Raw genomic sequence first — 23,980 nt, 5'->3', positions numbered from 1 at the left:
TCAGGTTGACGTTCCGCCGCAGGGCGTGGATCAGGTGGTTGCCGCCGATCGACAGTGCGTCGCCGTCACCGGTGACCACCCAGACCGACAGGTCCGGTCGGGCCGCGGCGAGCCCGGTGGCGATCGCCGGCGCCCGGCCGTGGATCGAGTGCATCCCGTAGGTGTTCATGTAGTACGGGAAGCGGGAGGAGCAGCCGATGCCGGAGACGAAGACGATGTCCTCCCGCTGGACGCCCAGCTCCGGGAGGAAGCCCTGGACCGCGGCGAGGATGGCGTAGTCCCCGCAGCCGGGGCACCAGCGCACCTCCTGGTCGGACTTGAAGTCCCGGGCGGTCGGCTTGGTGTCGATCAGCTTCAGTTCAGCGGCCATCGGTGGACTCCGTTCCGGACGGCGCGGGAAGGTCGGACAGCTCGGCCTCGAGGGCGGCGGCCAGTTGGTCGGCCTTGAAGGGCATGCCGGAGACCTGGGTGAACGAGCGGACGTCCACCAGGTACTTCGCCCGCAGCAGCAGCGCGAGCTGTCCGAGGTTCATCTCCGGTACGACGACCCTCTCGTAACGCCGCAGCACCGCACCGAGGTTGGCCGGGAAGGGGTTGAGGTGGCGCAGGTGCGCCTGGGCCACCTTGCCGCCGCCGGCCCGTACCTGGCGCACGCCCGCGGCGACCGGGCCGTAGGTCGAACCCCAGCCGAGGACCAGGACCCGGGCGTCGCCGGTCGGGTCGTCCACGGTGGCGTCCGGGACGCTGATGCCGTCGATCTTGGCCTGCCGGGTGCGGACCATGAGGTCGTGGTTGGCCGGGTCGTAGGAGATGTTGCCGGTGCCGTCCTGCTTCTCGATGCCGCCGATCCGGTGCTCCAGACCGGCCGTGCCGGGCACCGCCCAGGGCCGGGCGAGGGTCTCGGGGTCGCGCAGGTAGGGCCAGAAGCTGCCGTCCTCGCGGTTCGGCTCGGTGGCGAACTCCACGCGCAGATCGGGCAGTTCGTCCGGATCGGGGACGCGCCAGGGTTCGGAGCCGTTGGCCAGGTAGCCGTCGGAGAGCAGGAAGACCGGGGTCCGGTAGGTCACCGCGATGCGGGCCGCCTCCAGCGCCGCCTCGAAGCACTCCCCCGGCGTGGCGGGGGCGACGATCGGCACCGGGGCCTCGCCGTTGCGGCCGAACATGGCCTGCAGCAGGTCGGCCTGCTCGGTCTTGGTCGGCAGTCCGGTGGACGGGCCGCCGCGCTGGATGTCCACGATCAGCAACGGCAGTTCGACGGAGACGGCCAGCCCGATGGTCTCCGACTTCAGCGCGACGCCGGGCCCCGAGGTGGTGGTCACGCCGAGCGCCCCGCCGAAGGCGGCGCCGAGGGCCGCGCCGATGCCGGCGATCTCGTCCTCCGCCTGGAAGGTGCGCACGCCGAAGTTCTTGTGCTTGGACAGCTCGTGCAGGATGTCCGAGGCCGGGGTGATCGGGTACGAGCCCAGGAACAGCGGGAGTTCGGAGCGGCGGGCGGCGGCGACCAGCCCCAGGGAGAGGGCGAGGTTGCCGGAGATGTTGCGGTAGCGGCCCGGCCGGAACGCCTTCGCCGCCGGGGCGACCTGGTAGGAGACCGCGAAGGACTCGGTGGTCTCGCCGTAGTTCCAGCCCGCCCGGAACGCGGCGATGTTGGCCTCGGCGATCTCCGGCTTCCTGGCGAACTTGCCGCGCAGGAACCGCTCGGTGCCCTCGGTCGGGCGGTGGTACATCCAGGACAGCAGGCCGAGGGCGAACATGTTCTTCGCCCGCTCGGCGTCCTTGCGGGCCAGCCCGCTGTCCTTGAGCGCCTCCACCGTCAGGGTGGTCAGCGCCACGGGGTGCACCCGGTGGCCGGTGAGCGTCCCGTCGTCCAACGGGTCCGCCGTCCAGCCGACCTTCGCCAGCGCGCGCTTGGTGAACTCGTCGGTGTTGACGATGATCTCCGCACCGCGCGGCAGGTCCGGCAGGTTCGCCTTCAGGGCCGCCGGGTTCATCGCCACCAGCACGTCCGGGGCGTCGCCCGGGGTGAGGATGTCGTGGTCGGCGAAGTGCAGTTGGAAGGACGACACACCGGGCAGCGTCCCGGCGGGGGCCCGGATCTCGGCCGGGAAGTTCGGCAGCGTGGAGAGGTCGTTGCCGAAGCCCGCCGTCTCCGAGGTGAACCGGTCCCCGGTGAGCTGCATGCCGTCACCGGAGTCGCCCGCGAAACGGATGACCACCCGGTCCAGGGACCTGACGGGCTTGGCGGCCGGTGCGGGCCGCGCGGGACTCTCGACGATCATGGCGGGTCCTTCAGACGAAGACGAGTTGGTTGGCGGCGTCCCAGGTCGACAGCGGGACGTAGCAGTAGCGCGCGCTGGCGGTGGAGATGAGCGGGACGCTCTCCTGCTCGGCGAGCAGCACCGAGTGGCAGGCCGCCAGGACCTCGGAGCCGACGACCCGGCGGTCCACGCAGTCGGCGTACAGGCCGCCGGCGGTGAGCGCGAAGTCCGCGGTCGGCTGGTGGATCCGGAGGCCGGGCCGGTCGAGGAAGTCGCGCAGCGCGTCGACCCCGTCGTCCGGGTGCTCGAGCCGGCACTCGGTGTCCCAGCAGGAGCGCATGCTGGAGCTCACCGAGAACGCGGCCATCGGGACGGTCAGTTGCAGCTCACCGCTGCGCACCTGCTTGCGGAGCTCCACCGCTGCCGGCGAGTGGCCGGCAGCGAGCTGGTACAGGGCTCCGGAATCGACTACGGCGTGCCGGGTCTCGGTCGCCGGCGTTCGGTCCATCGCTACCACCTGTTCTCCAAGTGATTCGTGATCGGTGGGGAGGAGCGCCCCGGGCCCTGGGGCCCGTCTTCAAGCCCCCGTGGGCGGGGGTACGAGGACGTGCCCCAGGGACCGTCTTCATGCCCCCGGCGTCGGCCCGCAGGCGGGGGCTTGAAGACGGTCCCTAGCGACCCTCGACGCGCATCGTGCTGTTGACGGCCCGGACCTGTGGCAGGGCCGCGACGGCCTCGACGGCCGTGGTCAGGGCGGCGTCGGCGGCCCGGTGCGTCACCACGACGAGGGAGGTGCCGGCCGGTCCGCGGTGCTGCCGGAGGGTGTCGACGGACACCCCGTGCTCGGCGAGGACCGCCGCCACCGCGGCGAGCACGCCGGGCTCGTCCTGGACGTCCAGGTCGACGTGGCGGCCGGTGACCACCTCGGCCATCGGCCGTACGGTGAGCGCCCGGTAGACCGTGTCGCCCGGCCCGGCCGTCCCGGCGAGCCGGTTGCGGCAGGCCGTGACCAGGTCGCCGAGGACGGAGCTGGCGGTGGGCGCGCCGCCCGCGCCCGGCCCGTGGAACATCAGCCGGCCCGCGGCCTCCGCCTCCACGAGCACGGCGTTGTCGGCGCCGCGGACGGAGGCCAGCGGGTGGTCGAGCGGGATCATCGCCGGGTGGACCCGGACGGTGGCGGACTCGCCGTCGCCGCCTCGCTCGCAGATGGCGAGCAGCTTCACCACGCTGCCCGCCGCCCGGGCGCTGGCCATGTCCGCGGCGCTCACCCCGGTGATGCCCTGGACGAACACCTGGTCGGCGGTGACCCGGGTGTTGAAGGCCAGTCCGGCCAGGATCGCGGCCTTCGCCGCGGCGTCGTGGCCCTCCACGTCGGCGGTCGGGTCGGCCTCCGCGTAGCCGAGCGCGGTGGCCTCCTTGAGGGCGACCTCGTACTCGTCGCCGGTGGAGTCCATCTTGTCCAGGATGAAGTTGGTGGTGCCGTTGACGATGCCGAGCACCCGGTTCACCCGGTCCCCCGCGAGGGACTCCCGCAGCGGCCGGAGCAGCGGGATCGCCCCGCCCACCGCGGCCTCGTAGAAGAGGTCGACCCCGGCCTCCCGGGCGGCCAGGTGCAGGGCGGCGCCCCGGGCCGCGATCAGCGCCTTGTTGGCGCTGACCACCGAGGCTCCGTGGGCGATCGCGCTGCGGATCAGCTCGTCCGTGGGCTCGATGCCGCCGATCGCCTCGATCACCACGTCGAGGTCGCCCCGGGCCACCAGGGCCGCGGCGTCGGTGCCGACCAGTTCCTCGGGCACCCCCGGCCGGAGCCGGTCGGCCCGCCGGACGGCGATGCCCACCAGTTCCACCGGTGCCCCGATCCGGGCCGTCAGGTCGTCCTGGTGGAGCGTGAGGTACCGCGCCACCTCGGTGCCCACGACGCCGCATCCGAGGAGAGCTACTTTCAGTGTGCGCATCTTTCCGACCCCGTTCTGCTGTGGAAGCTGTTGTTGTCGCAGCCGATTTCGTCGCAGCCGTGTTGATCGCAGCCGTCTTCGTCGCAGCCGCCGGCGCGCTCGTTGCCAGTGCCGTGGTTCTCGGTCGGTGGGGCCGGTCCCCGGGCCGGGCGGAGCGGATCGCGCCCGCCCGGCCCCGGTCCCGCCCGGTCAGGCGAGCTGTGCTGCCAGCGCCTCGACCGTCGGCGTCCGGAAGGCCTGGTTGAGGCGCAGCCGGACACCGGTGGACTTGCGGATCTCGCCGAGCACCTGGGCGGCCAGCAGGGAGTTGCCGCCGAGCGCGAAGAAGTCGTCGGCGACGCCGATGCCGTCCTCGGGGAGGTCGAGGAAGCGGGCGAACAGCTCGACGAGCAGCTGCTCGGCCTCCCCGCGCGGCGCGCGGCCGGTGCGGACGGCGGCCCTCCCGGGCCGCGGCAGGGCGGTCCGGTCCAGCTTCTCGTTGGGCGTCAGCGGCAGCCGGTCGAGCCCGACGAAGGCCGTCGGCACCATGTAGTCCGGCAGTTCGCGGGCCAGCCGCTCGCGCAGCCGCCGGACGTCGGGTACCGCCCCGGCGGCCGGCACCAGGTAGGCCACCAGCCGCTGGTCGCCCGGTACGTCCTCGCGCACGATCACCGCGGCCTGGGCCACCTCGGGTTCGCGCAGGACCGCCGACTCGATCTCGTCCAGTTCGACCCGGAAGCCGCGGATCTTCACCTGGTGGTCGATCCGGCCGAAGAACTCCATCATCCCGTCGGCCCGCCAGCGGGCGAGGTCGCCGGTGCGGTACATCCGCTCGCCGGGGACGAAGGGGTCCTCGACGAAGCGTTCGGCGGTCAGGTCGGGGCGGCCGAGGTAGCCCTCGGCCAACTGGACGCCGGCCAGGTACAGCTCGCCGAGCACCCCGGGCGGCACCTGGCGGCGCTGCTCGTCCAGCACGTACAGCCGGGTGTTCCAGACCGGACGGCCGATCAGCACCGGTCCGGGCTCGGGGTTGCGGGGGCAGAACATCGAGGTGACGTCGACGGCCGCCTCGGTGGGCCCGTAGACGTTGAGCAGCCGGGCCTCCAGGACGGAGGCGAACCAGGCCTGGAGTTCGGCCGGCAGGGCTTCCCCGCCGCAGACCACGTGGCGCAGGCTGGTGCAGCCGGCCGCCTCCGGTTCCTGGAGGAAGACCTTCAGCCCGGAGGGGACGAAGTGGCAGACGGTGATGGACTCGGCGGTGATCGTCTCGACCAGGTAGGCCGGGTCGCGGTGCCCGTCCGGGTCGGCGACGACGATCTCGGCCCCGGCGATGAGCGGCCAGAACACCTCCCGCACCGTGACGTCGAAGCCGGCCGGGGTCTTCTGCAGCAGCCGGTCGCCGGCGCCGAGCGGGATCTCCGACTGCATGTGGTGCAGCCGGTTGGTGATCGCCTTGTGCGCGACCACGACTCCCTTGGGGCGCCCGGTCGAGCCGGAGGTGTAGAGCACGTACGCCGGGTTGTCCGGGGTCAGCGGCAGCTGGCGGTCGGCGTCGGTCGGGTCGGTCGGGTCGGCCTGCGCCAGCTCGTGCAGCGTCGACTCCTCGTCCAGCACCAGCAGGCGGGCCTCGCTGTGGACGGAGTCCGCGAGCGCGGTGGTGGTCAGGACCTGGGCCGGCCGGGCGTCGGCCAGCACCTGGGTGATCCGGTCGACGGGGTAGCCGGTGTCGACGGGCAGGTAGGCCGCGCCGGTCTTGACGACGGCCAGGGCGCCGACGATGTAGTCCACGGACCGGGGCAGCACCATGGCGACGATGTCGCCGCGGCGGGCGCCGCCCCGGATCAGCAGCCGGGCGAGCCGGTTGGCCCGCTCGTTCAGTTCGGCGTAGCTGAGCCGGGTGCCGCGGTGGCGTACGGCGGGGCGGTCGGGGTGGGCGGCCGCGCTCGCCTGGACGAGTTCGGGCAGGGTCGCGGTGGGGACGTGGTGCCCGGTGGCGTTCCAGCCGTCGATCAGGCTCAGGTCGGCGGCGGAGAGCAGTTCGGTGCCGTCCGCCACGGCTACGGGGTCGAGGATGTCGGTCATGCGCGTTCTCCTGCGGGGGACGGCGGTGTGGCGGCCGCGGTCGTCGGGTCGTCGGCGGCGGGCGCGGGGCGGCCGGGGTCGTCGGAGCCGGGCGTGGCGGGGCCGGGCGTGGCGGGGCCGGGCGCGGCCAGCAGCCGGGCCACCGCCCGGGCCACGCCGTCGTCCTCCAGCAGGGCCGCGGTGGTGGTCTCGAAGCCCAGTTCCTCGCGGGCGTGCGGGGCGCCGGGGCTGGAGCCGGCCGAGGTCAGCGCGGTGGCGGTGGCCCAGCCCGGTTCGGGGCTCAGGTCCCGGGCCGCCGTCAGGTAGCGGACGTAGGCCCGGAAGAGGTCGAGCAGGTCCTCGCTCTCCTCCTCGTCCAGCCCGAGCCGTTCGAAGGCCTCGCCGGCCGCGGCCTCGTAGACCGCCGTGATGCCCGCCGCGGCGGCGGCGAAGTCGGCGCCGGCGGCCGCGTGGGCGGCCTCGGCCCGGGCCCGGTGCTCGGCGCGCTCGGCCGTGGAGAGGATCGTCATGGTGTCGAGCGTCTTCAGGAAGTCGCGCAGCACGCTGCCGTCGTCGACCGGTTCCGGGTCGAACAGCAGCACCCGGGGGCGGAAGCCCTGCTGTTCGGCGAGGCGGTCGGCCAGCTCGCCGGCGAAGACCCCGCCGACGCAGTAGCCGAGCACCGCCTCGACCGGTCCGTCGGTGGCCGGCGGCCGCTGCCACGCCCGCAGGTAGTCCTCGGCGCGGGCGGTGGCGCCGGGGCCGGTCTCCGGCTGGACGGCGTGCCACAGGGACAGGCCGGCCAGGGCGGGGTGGGCGGCCAGCTGGTCGAAGGAGGCCTCCGGGCGCCCGGTGGCGTCGTAGTCGACCGCGAGGACGGTCCGGCCGCCCTCGCCCCCGCCGATCCGGCGCCAGGCGGGCGGGGCAGGAGCGAGCTGCGCGGTCACGACCGTACCTCCAGGGCCCTCAGCAGTTCGGCCTCCTCCGCCGCCGTCAGCCCGGCCTTGCGGTCCCGGTCGAGCCCGAGGCGGAGCTCGTCGGCGAGCACGTCGCGCAGGGTCTCCTCGGCGGGCCGGGGGCGCAGGCCGGCGGCGAGCGCCTTGCTGTTGTCGTGGGCGCAGAACCCGGCGTCCTCGTCGGGCATCCAGAGCGGCATCGACCTGGGGCCGCGCCAGTACTCGACCTTCTCCGCCTCGAGGACGGGCAGCGGGACGGGAACCAGCTCGGTGTCCGGTGCGCCGACGGCGGCCACCGTCCGGTCGAAGAACGCGCCGAGCCGGTGGGCGGTGCCGACGCCGTTGAAGACGCCGCCCAGGCGCTGCTCGCCGGCGTCGACGATCCAGGCCGCCAGGTCGCGCACGTCCAGCCACTGGGTGGTCTGGTCGGCGGCGTCGGGTACGGCCACCCGTCCGCCGCGAGAGATCCGCGCGGGCCAGTAGCCGAAGCGGTCGGAGACGTCCCCGGGGCCGACGATCAGCCCGGAGCGGACGATGAACGCCCGCTCGCCCATCCGTTCCAGGACGGCCTGCTCGCTGGCGGCCTTGATCGCCCCGTACAGGTACGGGTGCTGGATGCGCTCCTCCGGCGGGGCCTCCTCGGCGATCGGCTCGTGCAGCCGGGCGCTCTCGTCCTGACCGGCGGTCACCGCGTCGGCGTAGACGTTGATCGAGGAGACGAAGGTCCAGTGGCCGGCGTCGGCGCCGACCGCCCGCAGGGCGTCCAGCACCCAGCGGTGCGACATGGTCGCCACGTCCACCACCGCGTCGAACCGCTCGCCGGCCAGTGCCCGGACGCCGTCCGGCTCCCCGCGGTCGACCTTCACCAGGCGTGCCCCGTCGGGTACCCGGCCGGAGGTGCCGCGCGCGGCGCAGACCACCTCGTGGCCGCGGCGCAGCGCCTCGGCGGCGACGGCGTGGGACAGGAAGACCGTCCCGCCCAGGACCAGGAGCCTCATGCCGTCATCCCCGTGATCGGGCAGACGCCGGCCGGGGCCCCGACGGCGGCCGCGGGGCCGGTGACGGCCTCGGCGTCCTCGGCGATCCCGGTGGCCGCGAGGGCCTCGGCGCCGGCGGCGGCCGCGGTCCGCGGTACGGCGGTGCGGGGCAGGCGGCGGCGGTAGCGGATCGGCAGCGAGGCCAGGCCGCGGCTCACCGAGTTGTCGTACACCCAGTCCAGTTCCTCGGCCGGTACGGCGAGTTCGATGCCCTCCAGGCGGCGCAGCAGGGTCGGGAAGACCAGGTGCCCCTCCAGCCGGGAGAGCGGTGCGCCGGGGCAGAAGTGCGGGCCGTGGCCGAAGGTGAGGTGGCGGTTGTTCTTGCGGGTGATGTCCAGCCGGTCCGGGTCCTCGAAGACCTTCGGGTCGCGGTTGGCGGCGGCGATCAGCAGGTGGACGAAGGCCTCCTTGCCGATCTCCACGCCGCCGATCTCCATGTCCTGGGCGGCGACCCGGAGCGTGCCGCGGTAGCTGGGCGCCTCGTAGCGCAGGAACTCCTCCACCGCGGAGACGACCAACTCGGGGTGCTCGCGGAGCAGTTCCAGCTGGTCCGGGTGGGTGAGCAGGGCGGACAGGCCGTTGCCGATGAGGTTGGTGGTGGTCCGCTGGCCGGCGATGATGACCAGCGACATCGTCGAGGCGATCTCGTCGGTGGTGAACACGTCCTCGTCGGCCGCGCGCAGCAGCTGGCTGACCAGGTCCTCGCCGAGGTCGGCGCGGCGGGACTCCAGCAGGTCCAGGAGGTACTGCTCGTACCTGGCGCTGACGTCCTTGAGCCGGCGGTTCTCCTCCTCGGTGTGGTACGGGGCCCCGCCGAGGATCGGCGCCCAGCTGTAGAGCATCGCCCGGTCCTCCAGCGGTACGCGGAGGTACTCGAAGATGACCATCACCGGGAGCACCCGGGCGAACTCCATCAGGTCGACCTCGCCCGACTCCGGGAAGGCGTCGATCAGGTCGTCCGCGATCTCCTGGATGCGCGGGCGCAGGGTCTCCATCCGGCGCGGCACGAAGGACTTGCTGACCAGCTTGCGCAGCCGGGAGTGGTCCGGGGCGTCCGCGATCAGCAGGTTCCTGGACTGCACCGGGCTGGCGTCGAGCAGCTGGTCGCGGAACCACTTGGGGGCGTTGTCGAGCGACTTTGAGATGCGGTTGTCTCCGAAGGCCTTCAGCGCCAGGTCGTAGTCGGCGACGATGTACGCCTCGGCGCCCGGCGGGTGGTTGATGCCGCGGACGGGGCACTGCTCGCGCAGCTGGGCGTAGGCGGCGTTGCGGTCGGCCAGCGGGTCGGTGAAGAACTCCGGGGGGAGGATCTCGGACGGCCCGCCGGCTACGGTCGCGCCGTCCTGGTCGAGGGCCTGGTCGATGGTGTCAGTCATGGTCCGACTCCTGCGTGTCGATGGGGCGGTGGCGAAGCCTCAGGAGGTGATCTCGTCGAGGGGGCGCAGCGTGCGGACCCCGCGGGTGAGGGTGGGCAGCGTGCCCAGCGCGGCGGTGGCGGCCACCGCGACGAAGACCCAGAACGAGCCCCCGGCGTCGAAGATGGTGCCGACGGCCAGGACGCCGATCGGCGAGGCGACCATCGAGGTGAAGACGATCGCCCCGAGCACGCGGCCCTGGATGTCGTCGGGCACCATCTTGGCCGCGTAGGTGAGGAACAGGGCGCTGATGATCGGGCCGCGGACGAAGACGCACGCGACGATCACGCCGAGCGGGACGACGCCGGGCACCACGGCCAGCAGCATCGCGGCGATCGGGCCGATCCCGTACCCGACGATGAAGACCAGCGGCGGCGGCGTGCGCTTGATGACCCCTCCGGCCACCAGCGAGCCCAGCAGGCCGCCGGCGCCGGCCAGGGCGAGCGTGATGCCGGTGAACCCGTCGGAGGCGCCGCGCTCCTTGGCCGTGGCGATCACCGCCAGGAAGATCCCGGTGGTGTTGAACGCCATGTTGGACAGCGTGATGCTGATCATCAGCGGCCGCAGCACCGGGTGGCGGAACAGGAACCGGAAGCCCTCCATCGTGCCGCGGCCGGCCGTGCTGGTGGCGGGCTTCGCCGCGGCGGGCACCTTGACCAGCATCAGCAGCAGGTTGGACACCAGGAAGGCCACCGCCGCGCCCGCGAAGGGCAGCGCCCGGGCCACGCCGAACAGCCAACCGCCCACCGGGGGGCCCGCGGTGATCGCGCCGAACCAGCGGATCTGGTTCTGCGCGGTCGCCTCGGTCAGCTGGGAGGGGCGGACCAGTTGCTTGATCAGCGCCATCTGGGTCGGCATCGAGATGCCGAAGCAGGCGGCGGAGACCAGGGCCACGGCGAAGGTGACGGCGATCGGGACGGAGCCCACCGCGATCATCCAGCAGAACGCTCCGAGCAGGACGGCCCGGACGGTGTTGCACAGCACCAGCAGCCGGCGCCGGTCGATGCGGTCCGCCAGCGTGCCGCCGACGATCGACAGCAGGCCGGTGGCCAGCAGTTGGGCCGAGCCGACCGCCCCGGCGTAGGCCGCCGACCCGGTGGTGGCCAGGATCAGCAGCGGGTAGGCGATGTCCGCGGCCTGTTCGGCGACCGCCGCCAGGGTCTCGCTCACCCAGAAGGCCTGCCAGCCGCGGTTGCGCAGCAGCGACCCGCGGTGCGCCTCCGGGTCGGCGCCCACCGCCTCCGGGTCGGCGGCCGCCGCCTCCGGGGCGGGAGCGGCGGCCTCGAGCGGCTCCGCGCCCTGGGGCTGCTCCGCGACCCGGACCGGCCCGGTGGCCGGCGGCGCGTCATCGATCGCCATCGTGTTCCTCCTCCGTCGGCGACGGCTCGACCGCCGCGGCTGCCTGCACGAGCGCCTCGGACAGCTGCCCGGCGAGTCGGCCGACCAGCGGCGGCCGCAGCATCGACCAGTGGTCACCGGCGACCGCCCGCACCCGGACGCCCGCGGTGTACATGGCGCGGATCCGGCGTTCCAGCCGCTCCGCCCCGGCCCGGTCGGTGTCGACCTTGAACACCAGGACGGGGCAGGCCGCCGGCCGCGGCCGGTAGCGGGACAGCAGCCGGAACTTGTCCAGCAGCAGCCGGCGCAGCGCCGGGTTGCGCCGGACGGCCCGGCCCGAGGCGCCGAGGCCCAGGAACGCCCCGCCGACCAGCCGGGCGTGGCCCAGCAGGAAGTCGGGCGTCGCCCCGAAGGCCTGGCCCGGCCGGCCCGGCAGGTAGGAGTCCAGGCAGACCAGCAGGTCCACGGCGGCCCCGCGGGCCCTCAGCCGGGTCGACATCTCGTGCGCCACGACCGAGCCGAAGGACCAGCCGCCCAGGGTGTACGGGCCCTCGGGCTGTACCGCGAGCAGCGCCTGGACGTGGTGGGCGGCGATCTCCTCGATCGTCCCCCGGCCGCTCTCGCCGTCCATCGGCTCCAGCACCACGACCGGCCGGTCGGTCTCCAGCGCCTGCGCCAACTCCCGGTAGCTCCAGGCGGATCCGGCCGCGTCCGCGACCAGTACCACGGGCCGGCCGGTGCCCTCGCGCAGCGTGACGGCGCCGACCAGCGGGGCCGGTCCGGTCAGTGCCCGCTGCTCCTCGGCGAGCGCGAGCAGCCGGCCGAAGGTCGCCTCCCGCATGAACTCCGCGGCCGGGACGGACACCCCGGCCTGCTCGCGCAGCCGGCTGAGCAGCGACAGCACGGTCAGCGACTCGCCGCCCAGGGCGAAGAAGCCGTCCTCGTCGCGTACCGACGCCACGCCGAGGGTGCGGCACCAGAGCCGTTCCAGCAGTGGACGCAGGGCGTCCGGGTCGTCCGGCTCGGGGGCCCCGGCCGGCTCCGCGGCCGGTTCCGGCTCCAGCTCGGGGTCCTCCTCGGCGAACGGGTAGCCCGGCAGCGAGACCGGCGCCGGGCGGCGGCCGTCGGCCGACACGGGCGGTTCGAGGACGTCGAGGCCGCGCTCCCAGAGCACGCCGAGCGCCCGCAGCAGCCCGAGTTCGCCGTCCTCGGGCCGCCCGAGCACCGGGACGGCCGCCCGGGTGCCGTCCCAGTCGGGGCTCCAGCGCAGGGCGCCGAGCATGGTGGCGCCGGGGCCGAGTTCGAGGAAGGTGTCGCAGTCGGAGTCGAGCAGGGTCGCCATGCCGACGTCCAGCAGGACGGGCCGGCGCACCTGGAGGGCCCAGTACTCGGGGGTGGTCACGGCCGCCGGGTCGGCGAAGCCGCCGGAGACGTTGGAGACCAGCCGTACGCCGGGCAGTTCGGCCGGGATGGCGGCCACCAGCTCGGTCAGCCGGTCCGCGACGGGCATCAGGATGTCGCAGTGGGCGGCCCGGTCGACGTTGAGCACCCGCAGGTCCAGCCCGTGCAGGGCGTCCCCGTCGAGCAGGCGCGTCATCTCGGCGGCGGGCCCGGACAGCACCACCCCGCCGCGGGCCACCATGGACACGGCGATCCGCCCGTCCAGCGGGACCCGCTCGGCCACCTCCTCCAGGGAGGCGTTGACCGCGACCATCCGGCCCGGCTCGGTGGCGCGCAGCGCGACGGCCCGCTCGTGCACCAGCCGCAGCGCGTCCTCCGGCGCCCAGACGCCGGCCACGGCGGCGGCCGCGTACTCGCCGGCGCTGTTGCCGAACATGGCCGCGGGCTTGACGCCCCATTCCTTGAGCTGGTGGCCCAGCGCGTAGCCGAGCGTGAACAGCCCGACCTGGTGGTGGACGAACTCGTCGAACCATGCGGCCGGCGCGTCCTCGCCGGCCACCAGCGGCGCGAGGTCGAGGCCGAGTCCGGCGGCCGCGGCGCGCAGCTCGTCGAAGGCCCGGGCGAAGTCCGGGAGCAGCCGGTAGGCCGCGGTCCCGGCGGCGTGCCGCAGCACCCCGTGGCCGGGGAAGAGGAAGGCGACCTTGCCGAGGCCGTCGCCGCGCACCGGCTCGGCGGCGGTGAGCAGGGCCTGGGCGGCTGCAGCGCGGTCCGCGACCGCGACGCTCTGCCGCAGCGGGTGGACCCGCCGGTCGGCGAGCGTCCGGGCGACGGCCGGCAGCTCCAGTTCCTCGTCGGCCTCCAGCCGCTCCGCCAGGCGGGTGCGCATCCGGCGCAGCGCCTCGGGCGTGGTGGCGGACAGCGTGAGCACCCGCGGCCCGTGGTCGGCGGCGGCCCGCTCGTGCTGCCGCGGCGCGGCCTCCAGCACGACGTGCGCGTTGGTGCCGCCGACGCCGAAGGCGCTGACGCCGGCCGTGCGCCGCTCCGGCTCCCACCGCTGGGTCCGGGTGCTGACCTGGAACGGGGAGGAGTCCAGGTCGAGCAGCGGGTTGGCGGTGCGAAAGTTCAGGGTCGGGACGAGCTCGCCGTGTTCCAGCATCAGGACGGTCTTGATGAAGCCGGCCACGCCGGCCGCGACGCTGGTGTGCCCGATGTTGCTCTTGACCGAGCCGAGCCAGCAGGTCGGTTCCCCGGCGGGCAGTCGGAACGCCTCGGTGAGCGCGGCCACCTCGACCGGGTCGCCCAGCCTGGTCGCCGTGCCGTGGCACTCGACGTAGCCGATCCGGTCGGCGTCCACCCCGGCCACCCGGTGGGCATGGCGGATCACCTCGGCCTGGCCGGGGATCGAGGGGGCGGTGAAGCCGAGCTTCTCGGCGCCGTCGTTGTTGATCGCCGAGCCCCGGACGACGGCCGCGATCCGGTCGCCGTCGCGCAGGGCGTCCGCCAGGCGCTTGAGCACCACCACGCCGACGCCCTCGCTGGGGACGGTCCCGCCGGCCTCGGCGTCGAAGGGGCGGCAGTGGCCGTCGGGCGAGAGCACCCCGCCGGGCTCGTGCAGGAAGCCCCACTCGCCCTTCGGCGAGACGGCGACGCCGCCGGCCAGGGCCGCGTCGCACTCGCCGCCGAGGAGGCTCTGCACGGCCATGTGGATGGCGGTCAGCGAGGTGGAGCAGGCCGTCTGGACGGTGACGGCCGGGCCGCGCAGGCCCAGCTTGTACGCGACCCGGGTGGCGACGAAGTCCTTCTCCAGGCTGATCACCCGGGCCAGCGGGCTCAGGTCGTCGTCGGGCTGGGCGGTGCGGTCGGAGCCGGCGTAGACGCCGATCCGGCCGGGGAAGCGGGTCGGGTCCATCCCGGCGTCGTCGACGGCGGTCGCGGCGCACTCCAGGAAGACCCGCTGCTGCGGGTCGATGACGGCGGCCTCGGCCCGGGGGTAGCGGAAGTAGCGCCAGTCGAAGTTCCGGGAGCCCGCCAGGACGCCCTTGGACCCGACGAACTCGGGCCGGCGGACGTACTCCGGGTCCGCCCCGGCCGCGAGCAGCTCGTCCACGTCGAAGTGGGTGATCCCCTCGACGCCGGCGCGCAGGTTGGCCCAGAACTCCCGGACGTTCGACGCGCCGGGGTACCGGCACGCCATTCCGATCACGGCGACGGCTCGGTCGGCTACCACGCGCGCCACCTCCTCTCGACGGTCCGGCCGGTCACTTCTTCGCCGCCTCGGCGGCGAGTCCGTGCACTCCGGTCGGGGTGGGGTTGAGCAGGAACTCGCGGAGCTTGAGCGTGACCCCGAGCTCCTCCTTGATCAGGCGGATCAGCTGGACGGCGGCCAGCGAGGTGCCGCCGATCCGGAAGAAGTCGGTGTCGGCCTCGACCGCGGGGACCTCCCGGTTCCGGTTGCCGGCCCGCTCGATCGCCCGGGCGAACAGGGCGGCGACGCGCTCCGTCGGGTCGGCGCCGGCGGAGTCCGCTCCGGCGGCCGGCTGCGGCCGGCCGGTCCGGGCCGGGGTGGCGGCCGCGATGATGGCCTTGCGGTCCACCTTGCCGTTCGCGGTGACCGGCATCCGGTCCAGCAGCGCCCACAGCACCGGGACCATGTAGCCGGGCAGCCGCCCGACGAGCAGTTCGCGCAGTTCGGCGGCGTCGACCGCGCTGCCCGGGGCGGGGACGACGGCGGCGACGATCCGCTTGCCGGCGCTGTCGTCGTCGGTCACGACCACGACGGCGTCCTGGACGTCCGGGTGGGTGGCCAGCACGTCGCTGATCGCGCTGAGTTCGATCCGGTATCCGCGGATCTTGACCTGGTGGTCGGCGCGGCCGAGGAAGGAGATCCGGCCGCGGGTGTCGAGCCGTACGACGTCGCCGGTGCGGTAGAGCCGCTCGCCGACCTCGGTGGAGAAGTGGCCGAAGCGGCGGGCGGTCTCCGCCTCGTTGTGGACGTAGCCGTCGGCCAGTCCGTCGCCTGCGGCGTAGAGCTCGCCGACCGCACCCGGGGGCACGCGTCGGCCGCGCTCGTCGAGGATGTACACCCGGGTGCCGGGGATCGGGCGGCCGATCGGCAGCGGGCCGTCGACGTCCTCGGGGCGGCGCACCGTGTGGGTGGTGGTGAAGGTGGTGTTCTCGGTCGGTCCGTAGCCGTTGGTGATCACCAGGCCGGGGTGGCGGGCCAGCATCCGGGCCGCGTGGTCGTGCGGCACCACGTCGCCGCCGGTGAGCAGTTGGCGCAGCCCGCCGAGGCCGTCCGGCGCGAACTCGGCGACCAGGCGGAAGAGTCCGGCGGTCAGCCAGGCGACGGTGACCTCGCGCTCGACCAGGAAGGCGCCGAGTTCGGAGGGCGAGGGCAGCCCGGCCGGGTGGATCTCCAGGGTCGCGCCGGTCAGCAGGGCGCCCCACAGCTCGAGGGTGGAGGCGTCGAAGGCCAGCGGCGACAGCCGCAGCATCCGCTCGCCCGGGCCGAGGCGGACGTAGTCGACGTCCAGCACGAGCCGCAGCACCCCGCGGTGGGGGACGCTGACGCCCTTGGGCTCACCGGTGGAGCCGGAGGTGAAGGCGATGTAGGCACGGCGCTCGGGGTCCGCGGCCGGGTGTACGGCGTCCGACCCGGCGTCCGACCCGGCGTCCGGCCCGGCGTCCGGTCCGGCCTCGAGCGGCCAGGACGGCTCCCAGGCCTCGACGACCGGGATCCCGGCGAGGGCCTCGTGTTCGCGGGCCCGGGCCGGTACCAGCGCGGCGGCCGGGGCGGCCTTGGCGGTGATCTGCCGGGTGTGCGCGGTCGGCAGGTCGAGGTCCACGCCGACGTAGGCGGCACCGGCCGAGACCGCGCCGAGTACGGCGACCGCCTCGGCGACGGAGCGTTCCAGGCCGACCAGGACGGTGTCGCCCGGGACGACGCCGGCCTCGCGCAGCAGCCGGGCCTGCTCGGCGACGGCCGCGGCGAGCTGGGTGTAGGTCAGCTCGGTGTCGCCCTCGCGGACGGCGACCGCGTCGGGGTGGCGCCGCACGGCGGTGCGGAACGCCTCGTCCAGGGAGGTGGCGGGGACTTCCTGCCCGGTCGGGTTGAGCCGGTCGAGCAGCGCGCGGCGCTCGGGCGCCAGGCAGCGCACCTCCTCCAGGGCGGCCTCGGCGACGGCCAGTTCGGCGACGGCGGTGCGGAAGTCGGCGACGAAGGCCTCGGCCTCGGCGCGGTGCCACACGGCGGTGGCGTACTCGACGTGGCCGGCGAACGACGGGTCGGCGTGGCCCACCAGCAGGGTGAGGTCGAACTGGGAGCCGCCGCCGTGGCCCTCCTCGACCCGTACGGTCAGGGCGTCGGTGCTCAGCCGCTCCGGTACCAGCTGGTCGTGCATGCCGAAGCAGGCCTGGACCAGCGGGTGGCAGCCGAGGGTGCGCTCGGTGCCGAGGTGGGCGACCAGCTCGTCGAAGGGCAGCTGGCCGGCGTCCATGCCGAGGGCCACCGAGTGGTGGACGGCGCGCAGGTAGTCGGCGGTGTCCGCGTCGTCGTCGACGTCGATCCGCACCGGTACCAGGTTGCCGGCCACGCCGACCAGCCGGGCGAGCTCGCTGGTCTCGCGGCCGAGCAGCGGGACGCCGACGAGCAGGCGGCGGGTGCCGGTCCAGCGGCTGAGCGTCAGGCCGAACGCGCCCAGCAGGAAGGCGAACGGCGTCACCCCCAGCTGCCGGGCCCGCCCGGTCACGGCGGCGGTCAGCTCGGCGCCGAGGTCCAGCGGCAGCCGTTCGCCGGCCGCGTCCTGGACGGCCGGGCGCTGCCGGTCCGCGGGAAGCTCCAGCACGCTCGGCACGCCGGCCAGGTGTTCGGTCCAGAAGTTCGCCTGCCGCTCCCACTCGCCGGCGGAGCGCAGCTCCTCCTGGTGCCGGACGAGGGCGGCCGGCGATACCGCCGGCTCGCGGTCGACCGCCGAACCGCCCTCCAACTCGCGGTAGTGGTCGAACAGTTCGCGCAGCAGCAGACCGACGGCGGTGCCGTCCAGCAGCATGTGGTGGGCGATCAGGGTGACGGCCCGGCCGCCGTCGGCGTTGCCGAAGAAGAGCAGGCGCAGCGCGGGGGCCGCGGCCAGGTCGAAGGGCTCGGCCCCGCGCTCGGCGGACACCCGCCGGACGTAGGCCTCGAACTCGGCCGCGGGGCCGTCGTGCTCGACGGTGGTCAGCTGCGGGGCGGCGTCGTCCAGGACGTGCCGGACGGCCTCGCCGTCGCGCTCCCGGAAGACGGTGCGCAGGACCTCGTGGCGGCGGGCGGTGCGGTCGAAGGCTTCCTGGAGCAGCCCCTGGTCGAGCTTGCCCTGCTCGACGAAGCAGGTGAAGACCAGGTTGTACGGGGATCCGCCGGTGATGCTCTCGACCAGCCACATCCCGCGCTGGGTGTAGGACAGGGCGTCCGTCGCGCCGCCCCGGCCGTCCCCGCGCGCCGGGTCCGCCGGGGAGGCGGGCGCCGCGGACTCCGGCGCCTCGGCCAGGACGTCGGCCAGCGGTCGGCCGCCGAGCAGCTCCCGCATCGCCAGCCGCAGCCCCAGCTCCTCCTGAGCCGTCGCCGCGAGCCGCATCGCGCGCAGTGAGTCCCCGCCGAGCTCGACGAAGCTCAGCGTCCCGAAGTCCGCACCGGCCGGCTGGAGGCCGAGCACGGTGCACGCCATTTCATGAAGCGTCATCAGTTGCTCTCCAATGAGGAAGGTCGGACGCGGCTCGCGTACCGGTCGGGGGCGCGCCCGGCGGGTGCCCGCGCGGGGCGGGCCGTGGGGCCGCCGGGCGCGCCCCCCGATGTCAGCGGGAGGCGGCAGCGGCGCGGGCGGCGCCCAGCAGGCGGTCCCGGCTGCCGGCGGCGCCGGCGCCGGCCGGTGAGCCGGCGGTGGCCAGCAGCTCGGCGTGGCCGCGTACGGTGCCGGCGCGGAACAGGTCCATGGTCTTCAGGGCGCGGCCGGTGGCCTGGGTGAGGCGCTCGACGAGCATCACCAGCAGCAGCGAGTCGCCGCCGGCCTCGAAGAAGCTCACGTCGTCGCCCACGGAGTCGATCTTCAGGATCTCCAGCCAGAGCGACCGTACGAGTTCCAGCCGGGCGGCCGGGTCGTCCAGGTCCGGGGTGGGGTTCACGGCTACGGTCACGGGTTCCTCCGGTGAGTGGGCGATGACGGCGGCGTTGTGCCGCATGGCGTCGAGGAGTCGGCTGATGTCGGCGGCGTGGAACAGCGCCCGGGTGTAGTCCACGGACAGCTGCAGCCGCTGGCCCCGCGGGGTCTCGTCCACGCGGACGAACAGGGCGAGGTCGTACTTCATGGGGAGGCGGTCGAGCGGCTGGAGCCGGCCCACCGCCCCGTCGCCGAGGTCGAGGTCGCGCGGCGACTCGTTGAGGTTGACGAGCACCGGCGACAGCGGCGGCCAGATGACCGCCCGCTCGGGCTTGAGCTCGGCGGTCACGGCGTCCAGCGGGACGTCGGCGTCGACGAACGCCTCCAGTGCGCCGAGCCGGGCACCGGCCAGCAGGTCGCCCCAGGTGGCGTCGTCCCCGTCGAGGGTGACCCGGAGCATGGTGGTGTTCATGAACATCCCGACGACGTCGGCGATCGCCGGGTCGTCCCGGCCGGGCCAGCCGAAGGCGATGACGAAGTCGCGCTGGGCGCCGATCCGGGCCAGGGTGCCGGTGAGCAGGGCGACCCCGAGCACGAACGGGGTGCAGCCGGCCTCGGCGGCGGTGTCCAGCAGGGCGCCGGTCAGCTCCTCGTCGAGGTCGATCGCCAGGGTCCCGCCGTCGAGGTCGGGTTCGGCGTCGGCCGGTACGGGCCGGCGGAACGGGAAGTCGACCTCCAGCGGGGCACCGGCCAGGCGCTCGACCACGTCCGGCAGCCGCTCGGCCAGTTCCTCGGGTCCGGGCCCGAGGGTGACCTCGCCGGGGTGCGGCGGCAGCGGCAGGCCGGGGTCGACGCCCTCGGCGTCGGCGCGGTAGATCCGCTCGATCTCCCGCAGGATCAGCGAGTGGGACCACCCGTCGCAGACGATGTGGTGCACCGTCAGCACCAGCCGGACGTCCTCGGGGTCGACGACGATGAGTTCGGCCCGGACCGGGGCCTCGGACGACAGGTCGAACGGGGCGTAGCAGAGGACGTCGACGAGCTCGGGCAGCTCGGCCGCCGTCCAGCCCTCCCCGGCGGCGTCGATCACGCCGGCCCGGGCGGGCTCCAGGTCGGTGCGGAACTCGACCCGCTTGTGCTCCGGGTCGAGCCGGAAGCGGGAGCGCAGCGCCGGGTGCCGGTCCAGGACCTGCTGGACGGCCCGGGCGAGGCGCCCGACGTCGACGGGGCCGGTGAAGCGGACCACGGTCGGGATCAGGGTGGTGCGGCGCAGCTGCTCCACCCGGTCCAGCACCCACAGGCCCTTCTGCGCCGGGTTGGCCGGGTACCAGCGGTCGTCCGCGGTCTCGGTCGTGCTCATCGCGGGCTCACTTCCGCCGCTGGGCCGTGATCGGCACGTACTTGTAGCCGGAGGCGAAGTTGGACACGAGCCGCTCGGGCGTCCCGGCCAGCCGGAAGTCCCGGTAGCCGGCCAGCAGTTCCTCGAAGAGGATCGAGACGGTGACCCGGGCGACGCTGTGGCCGACGCAGTAGTGCGGGCCGATGCCGAAGGCCAGGTGCTTGTTCGGCTTGCGGCGGATGTCGAAGGTGTGCGGGTCGGCGAACACCTCCTCGTCGCGGTTGGCGGCGCCGAGCCAGACCACCACGGCCTCGCCCGCCTTGATCTCGGTGTCGCGTACGACGGTGTCGCGGGTCGCGTAGCGCAGCACGTGGTTGACGGGCGACGCCCAGCGCAGCGCCTCCTCGTAGGCGGTGGCGTGGACCTCCGGGTGGTCCGCCCAGTCGGCGAGCACGTCGCTCTCGGCGAATTCGGCCATCACGAAGGTCGGCGCATGCGGGGTGGTGACGTTGGCGCCGAGCAGCAGGCTGTAGCAGTTGGAGACGACCTCGGCCGCCGACATCTGCCGGCCCTCGAAGGTGGTGGAGATCAGGGTGCTCAGCAGGTCGTCGCCGAGGTGCTCGCGACGGTGCCGGGTGAGGTCCTGGAAGTAGCCGAAGAGCTCGCGGTGCGCCTCCGCCAGCGTCGCCTCCTTGCCCTCCGGCCCCTGGAAGTCGGGGTCGTCGGCGGCGATGCAGATGGTGGTGAGGCGGGTGAGCCACGGCCAGTCCTGCTCGGGCAGGTCCATCATGGTGCCGGTCACCGACATCGGCAGTCCGAGCATGGCCGCGCCGAAGTCGAAGACGCCGCCGTCGCCGAGCGGTCGGAGCAGCTCGCGCACGATCGGGGTGATCATGCTGCGCTGCCTGCCGACGGCCTTGCTGGCGAGGGCCTTCTTCAGACGCGCCTGGCGCGGGGTGTGCCGGGGCGGGTCGGTGACGGCGAGCTGCTGCCCGCCGGCCGGGTCGTCCGTGCCGAGGATGTCCAGCAGGGTGCCCCGCTCGGAGGTGAAGGTGGCGGCATCCCGCAGGACCAGGTCGGAGTCGGCGTACTTGACCACCGACCAGAAGCCTCGCTCCGCGTCGACCTGGTGCCATCCGAGCGTCTTCTCGGCGCGCATGCGCTGCCAGATCCGCCAGGCGTCCCCGTCGCTGTAGAGCCTCGGGTCGACCAGGTCCGCTGCCGCGCCGCCGGTGACCGGGCACCGGGATACGGGCGCATCGTGGGTAATGATGGCCGGATTCCTTTCCGGGAGATCAAATATGAACTCATGTCCATCTCGCGGCTCGAAGTCAAACATGGACTCAAGTCCATGTCAATGGAATGCTGGGCGGACCGCAGGCAGCCCCGGCCCGCACCGCCGCAATGTCTGACGTGCTGTCAGACCTGTTGCGAGGAAAGAGCGGTCGTGTACCGTCGGGCTCCCCACCCCCCTGCCACCGCGTCGGCCCACACGCCCGGCGCGGTCCCGCCATGACCGAAAGAGGAGCCGGATCATGCACTACCGCACGCTGGGCGGCAGCGGCATCGAGGTCAGCGCGTACTGCCTCGGCACGATGAACTTCGGGTTCGTCGGCAACCCCGACCACCAGGACTGCGCCCGGATCGTCCACACCGCACTGGACCACGGGATCAACTTCGTCGACACCGCGGACATGTACTCGGCCGGCGAGTCCGAGACCATCGTCGGCGAGGCCCTGCACGGCCGGCGCGACGAGGTCGTGCTGGCCACCAAGTTCCACTTCCAGATGGGCGAGGGCCGGGGCCGCAGCGGCAACTCGCGCCGCTGGATCGTGCAGGCCGTCGAGGAGAGCCTGCGGCGGCTGGGGACCGACTGGATCGACCTCTACCAGGTCCACCGCCCGGACCCGTCGACCGACCTGGAGGAGACCCTCGCCGCCCTGAGCGACCTGGTCCGGGCCGGGAAGATCCGCGCCTACGGCCTGTCCACCTACCCGGCCGAGGACCTCGTGGAGGCGCACCACATCGCCGAGCGCCGCGGCCTGCTGCGCCCGCGCACCGAACAGCCGCCGTACTCGCTGCTGGCCCGCGGGGCCGAGGCGGCCGTGCTGCCGACCTGCCGGCGGCTCGGCATGGGCGTGCTGACCTGGAGTCCGCTCGCCTTCGGCTTCCTCTCCGGCAGCTACCGCCAGGGCCGTCCGGTGGACCTCACCCGGGGTCGCCCCGCCGTCGTCCCGAGCCGCTTCGATCCGGACCTGCCCGGCAACGTCCGGAAGCTGGAGGCCGTCGAGCGGTTCACCGAGCTCGCGGTCGAACTGGGCTGCACCCTGCCCGAGCTGAGCACCGCCTTCGTGACGGCGCACCCCGGCGTGACCTCCGCGATCATCGGCCCGCGCACGCTGGAGCAGTTGGAGGCGACGCTCAAGGGCGCCTCGCTGCTGCTCGACGACGCGGCCATGGACCGGATCGACGAGATCGTTCCGCCGGGCGTCAACCTGTACGACCCGAACGCGTCCTGGCCGCCGCCGGCCATCGCCGACCCCGCGCTGCGCCGCCGCCCGTTGGCCTCGCGCAGCGCCGCACCGTCCGCCGTCGCGACCCATTGACATGGACTTGAGTCCATGTTTGTCTGATGGAGAACTAATGGACTCAAGTTCAAGTTCTATGAGCTGTCAGCTGGAGGCTGCCATGTCCCAACCCCACCAGCCGCAGGAGCGACCCGAGGCCTCGCGCGGCGAACTGGCGCGACTGGAGAGCTACGAGCACAGGACGGTTCCGGCCGGCGCGCCCTCCGGCGGGCACGCGCCCGACGGACTCGGCGGCAGTGGCGACGCCCCGTACCTGCGCGGGCTCTGACCGACACCCTTCACGAGGAGAACAGCACGTGGCCTATGTGATCGCGCAGCCCTGCGTGGACGTCAAGGACAAGGCGTGCATCGAGGAATGCCCCGTCGACTGCATCTACGAGGGCGCCCGCTCGATGTACATCCACCCCGACGAGTGCGTGGACTGCGGAGCATGCGAGCCGGTCTGCCCGGTCGAGGCGATCTTCTACGACGACGACCTGCCCGACGAGTGGGAGGACTACCGGAAGTCGAACACCGGCTTCTTCGACGAACTCGGCTCGCCCGGCGGGTCGGCCAAACTCGGCGCCCTGGAGCACGACCACGCCTTCATCGGCGGGCTGCCGCCGCAGAACCAGGCCCACTGACCGAGCGACGGCCCGGAGCGGAGACGGACCATGGATGCGCACAGCGACGTGCCACCCCCCGCCGCGACGCGACGAGACCGCAACCGGCAGCGGGTCAAGGAGCGGGTGTACGCCTCGGCGATGACCCTGATCAGCCAGAAGGGCTACGCGGGCGCCTCGGTGGAGGAGATCGCGGAGCACGCCGACGTGGCGCGCGGCACCTTCTTCAACCACTTCCCGCGCAAGGAGGCCCTGATCAGTGCCTGGGCCGAGGCGCGACGGGAGCGGCTGATGGAACGGCTCGAACAGGCCGGAGCGGAGCAGCGGCCGGACGTCGGCGGGCCGCCGGACCGTCCCCGCCCGGCCGAGGGCCTGCGGCAGTGCCTGACCGTCCTGGGCGCCCTCAACGAGGAGGAGCCCGAACTCAGCCGGGCGATGCTCACGGCCTGGGTGCGCTCCGGACGGCCGCTGGAGGAGGAGCCCTACCTGGGGGCGGTCCTCGCCCGGCTGGTCGAGAGCGGACGCGCCCGGGGGGAGATCGTCACCGGGCTCAGCTCGGAGCAGGTCGGCGAGGCACTGCGCGACCTCTACCTGGGCGCGCTCTACCGGTGGACCCGGCGGGCGACCCGGGGGGAGGACCCGGGCCGGCTCACCGGCGAGCTGGCCGCGGTGCTGGAGCTGGTCCTGCACGGGCTGGCCGCCCGGGAGCCGTTCCACGACGAGGAGCGGTGCCCGGACCGATCCGACCGCCCGGACCGGTCCGACCCACAGCACCACCCGGACCGGCCCGACCCGCAGCACCGACCCGACCGCCCGGACTGACCGGGCCGAGCGGACCGCCCGGACCGCCCGGACCGCCCGCAGCGGACGCCCGCCTGCGGCAGCCCACCCCGGAGGCCGCCCGGGACGACGGAACACCG

At 74.0% G+C, this 23,980-nt stretch carries 17 protein-coding genes; 4 read left to right on the top strand and 13 right to left on the bottom strand.

Translation table 11 applies throughout. The annotated features are described in order from the left end of the window. The 13 genes from ABT247_RS17560 to ABT247_RS17500 all read right to left on the bottom strand — a co-directional run. Nucleotides 1-370: thiamine pyrophosphate-dependent enzyme (locus ABT247_RS17560; protein ID WP_350743685.1), on the bottom strand; the 370-nt coding region annotated here is incomplete at its 3' end. Further along, a complete protein-coding gene (locus tag ABT247_RS17555; RefSeq protein ID WP_350743684.1) occupies nucleotides 360-2,279 on the bottom strand; it encodes a 2-oxoacid:acceptor oxidoreductase subunit alpha in 1,920 nt (639 codons plus the stop codon). The genes ABT247_RS17560 and ABT247_RS17555, both read right to left, overlap by 11 nt. 10 nt (nucleotides 2,280-2,289) lie before the next feature. After that, nucleotides 2,290-2,766: a hypothetical protein gene (locus ABT247_RS17550; protein ID WP_350743683.1), complete on the bottom strand. Its 477-nt coding sequence runs from the start codon at nucleotides 2,764-2,766 to the stop codon at nucleotides 2,290-2,292. A gap of 163 nt (nucleotides 2,767-2,929) precedes the next feature. Beyond that, the gene (locus ABT247_RS17545; protein WP_350743682.1) at nucleotides 2,930-4,213 is read right to left on the bottom strand and encodes a homoserine dehydrogenase; all 1,284 of its coding nucleotides are present in this window, start codon (nucleotides 4,211-4,213) and stop codon (nucleotides 2,930-2,932) included. 189 nt (nucleotides 4,214-4,402) lie between these two features. Next, nucleotides 4,403-6,274, bottom strand: coding sequence for an amino acid adenylation domain-containing protein (locus ABT247_RS17540; RefSeq protein ID WP_350743681.1), 1,872 nt, complete (start codon nucleotides 6,272-6,274; stop codon nucleotides 4,403-4,405). Beyond that, on the bottom strand, nucleotides 6,271-7,200 hold the full coding sequence (locus tag ABT247_RS17535) for a hypothetical protein (RefSeq protein ID WP_350743680.1): 930 nt from the start codon (nucleotides 7,198-7,200) through the stop codon (nucleotides 6,271-6,273). Before ABT247_RS17535 ends, ABT247_RS17540 begins: the two co-directional genes overlap by 4 nt. Next, nucleotides 7,197-8,207 (bottom strand): NAD-dependent epimerase/dehydratase family protein, encoded by a 1,011-nt coding sequence (locus ABT247_RS17530; RefSeq protein WP_350743679.1) that lies wholly within the window; start codon nucleotides 8,205-8,207, stop codon nucleotides 7,197-7,199. The genes ABT247_RS17535 and ABT247_RS17530 overlap by 4 nt, the downstream gene beginning before the upstream one ends. Further along, nucleotides 8,204-9,622, bottom strand: coding sequence for a cytochrome P450 family protein (locus ABT247_RS17525; RefSeq protein ID WP_350743678.1), 1,419 nt, complete (start codon nucleotides 9,620-9,622; stop codon nucleotides 8,204-8,206). The genes ABT247_RS17530 and ABT247_RS17525 overlap by 4 nt, the downstream gene beginning before the upstream one ends. A 39-nt stretch (nucleotides 9,623-9,661) precedes the next feature. After that, nucleotides 9,662-11,020: an MFS transporter gene (locus ABT247_RS17520; protein WP_350743677.1), complete on the bottom strand. Its 1,359-nt coding sequence runs from the start codon at nucleotides 11,018-11,020 to the stop codon at nucleotides 9,662-9,664. After that, on the bottom strand, nucleotides 11,007-14,627 hold the full coding sequence (locus ABT247_RS17515; RefSeq protein ID WP_350743676.1) for a type I polyketide synthase: 3,621 nt from the start codon (nucleotides 14,625-14,627) through the stop codon (nucleotides 11,007-11,009). Before ABT247_RS17515 ends, ABT247_RS17520 begins: the two co-directional genes overlap by 14 nt. A gap of 31 nt (nucleotides 14,628-14,658) precedes the next feature. After that, nucleotides 14,659-18,117: a non-ribosomal peptide synthetase gene (locus ABT247_RS17510; RefSeq protein WP_350743675.1), complete on the bottom strand. Its 3,459-nt coding sequence runs from the start codon at nucleotides 18,115-18,117 to the stop codon at nucleotides 14,659-14,661. Between the two features lie 112 nt (nucleotides 18,118-18,229). Then, on the bottom strand, nucleotides 18,230-19,891 hold the full coding sequence (locus ABT247_RS17505; RefSeq protein ID WP_350743674.1) for a condensation domain-containing protein: 1,662 nt from the start codon (nucleotides 19,889-19,891) through the stop codon (nucleotides 18,230-18,232). A 7-nt stretch (nucleotides 19,892-19,898) separates the two neighbouring features. Then, the gene (locus tag ABT247_RS17500) at nucleotides 19,899-21,209 is read right to left on the bottom strand and encodes a cytochrome P450 (RefSeq protein WP_350743673.1); all 1,311 of its coding nucleotides are present in this window, start codon (nucleotides 21,207-21,209) and stop codon (nucleotides 19,899-19,901) included. A gap of 196 nt (nucleotides 21,210-21,405) precedes the next feature. Between ABT247_RS17500 and ABT247_RS17495 the strand changes: the two genes are divergently transcribed. From ABT247_RS17495 to ABT247_RS17480, 4 genes are all read left to right on the top strand, one after another. Continuing rightward, nucleotides 21,406-22,476: an aldo/keto reductase gene (locus ABT247_RS17495; protein ID WP_350743672.1), complete on the top strand. Its 1,071-nt coding sequence runs from the start codon at nucleotides 21,406-21,408 to the stop codon at nucleotides 22,474-22,476. Nucleotides 22,477-22,558: 82 nt separating this feature from the next. After that, nucleotides 22,559-22,726, top strand: coding sequence for a hypothetical protein (locus ABT247_RS17490; RefSeq protein WP_350743671.1), 168 nt, complete (start codon nucleotides 22,559-22,561; stop codon nucleotides 22,724-22,726). A 28-nt stretch (nucleotides 22,727-22,754) separates the two neighbouring features. Further along, a complete protein-coding gene (gene fdxA / locus ABT247_RS17485; protein WP_350743670.1) occupies nucleotides 22,755-23,081 on the top strand; it encodes a ferredoxin in 327 nt (108 codons plus the stop codon). 30 nt (nucleotides 23,082-23,111) lie between these two features. Further along, nucleotides 23,112-23,882: a TetR/AcrR family transcriptional regulator gene (locus ABT247_RS17480; protein ID WP_350743669.1), complete on the top strand. Its 771-nt coding sequence runs from the start codon at nucleotides 23,112-23,114 to the stop codon at nucleotides 23,880-23,882. The last annotated feature ends 98 nt before the right edge of the window (nucleotides 23,883-23,980 follow it).

The organism is Kitasatospora sp. NPDC001539 (assembly GCF_040298565.1).
Classification (GTDB): domain Bacteria; phylum Actinomycetota; class Actinomycetes; order Streptomycetales; family Streptomycetaceae; genus Kitasatospora.
The sequence above is the reverse complement of the archived record's forward strand: the minus strand, read 5'-3'. Positions and strand labels throughout refer to the sequence as shown.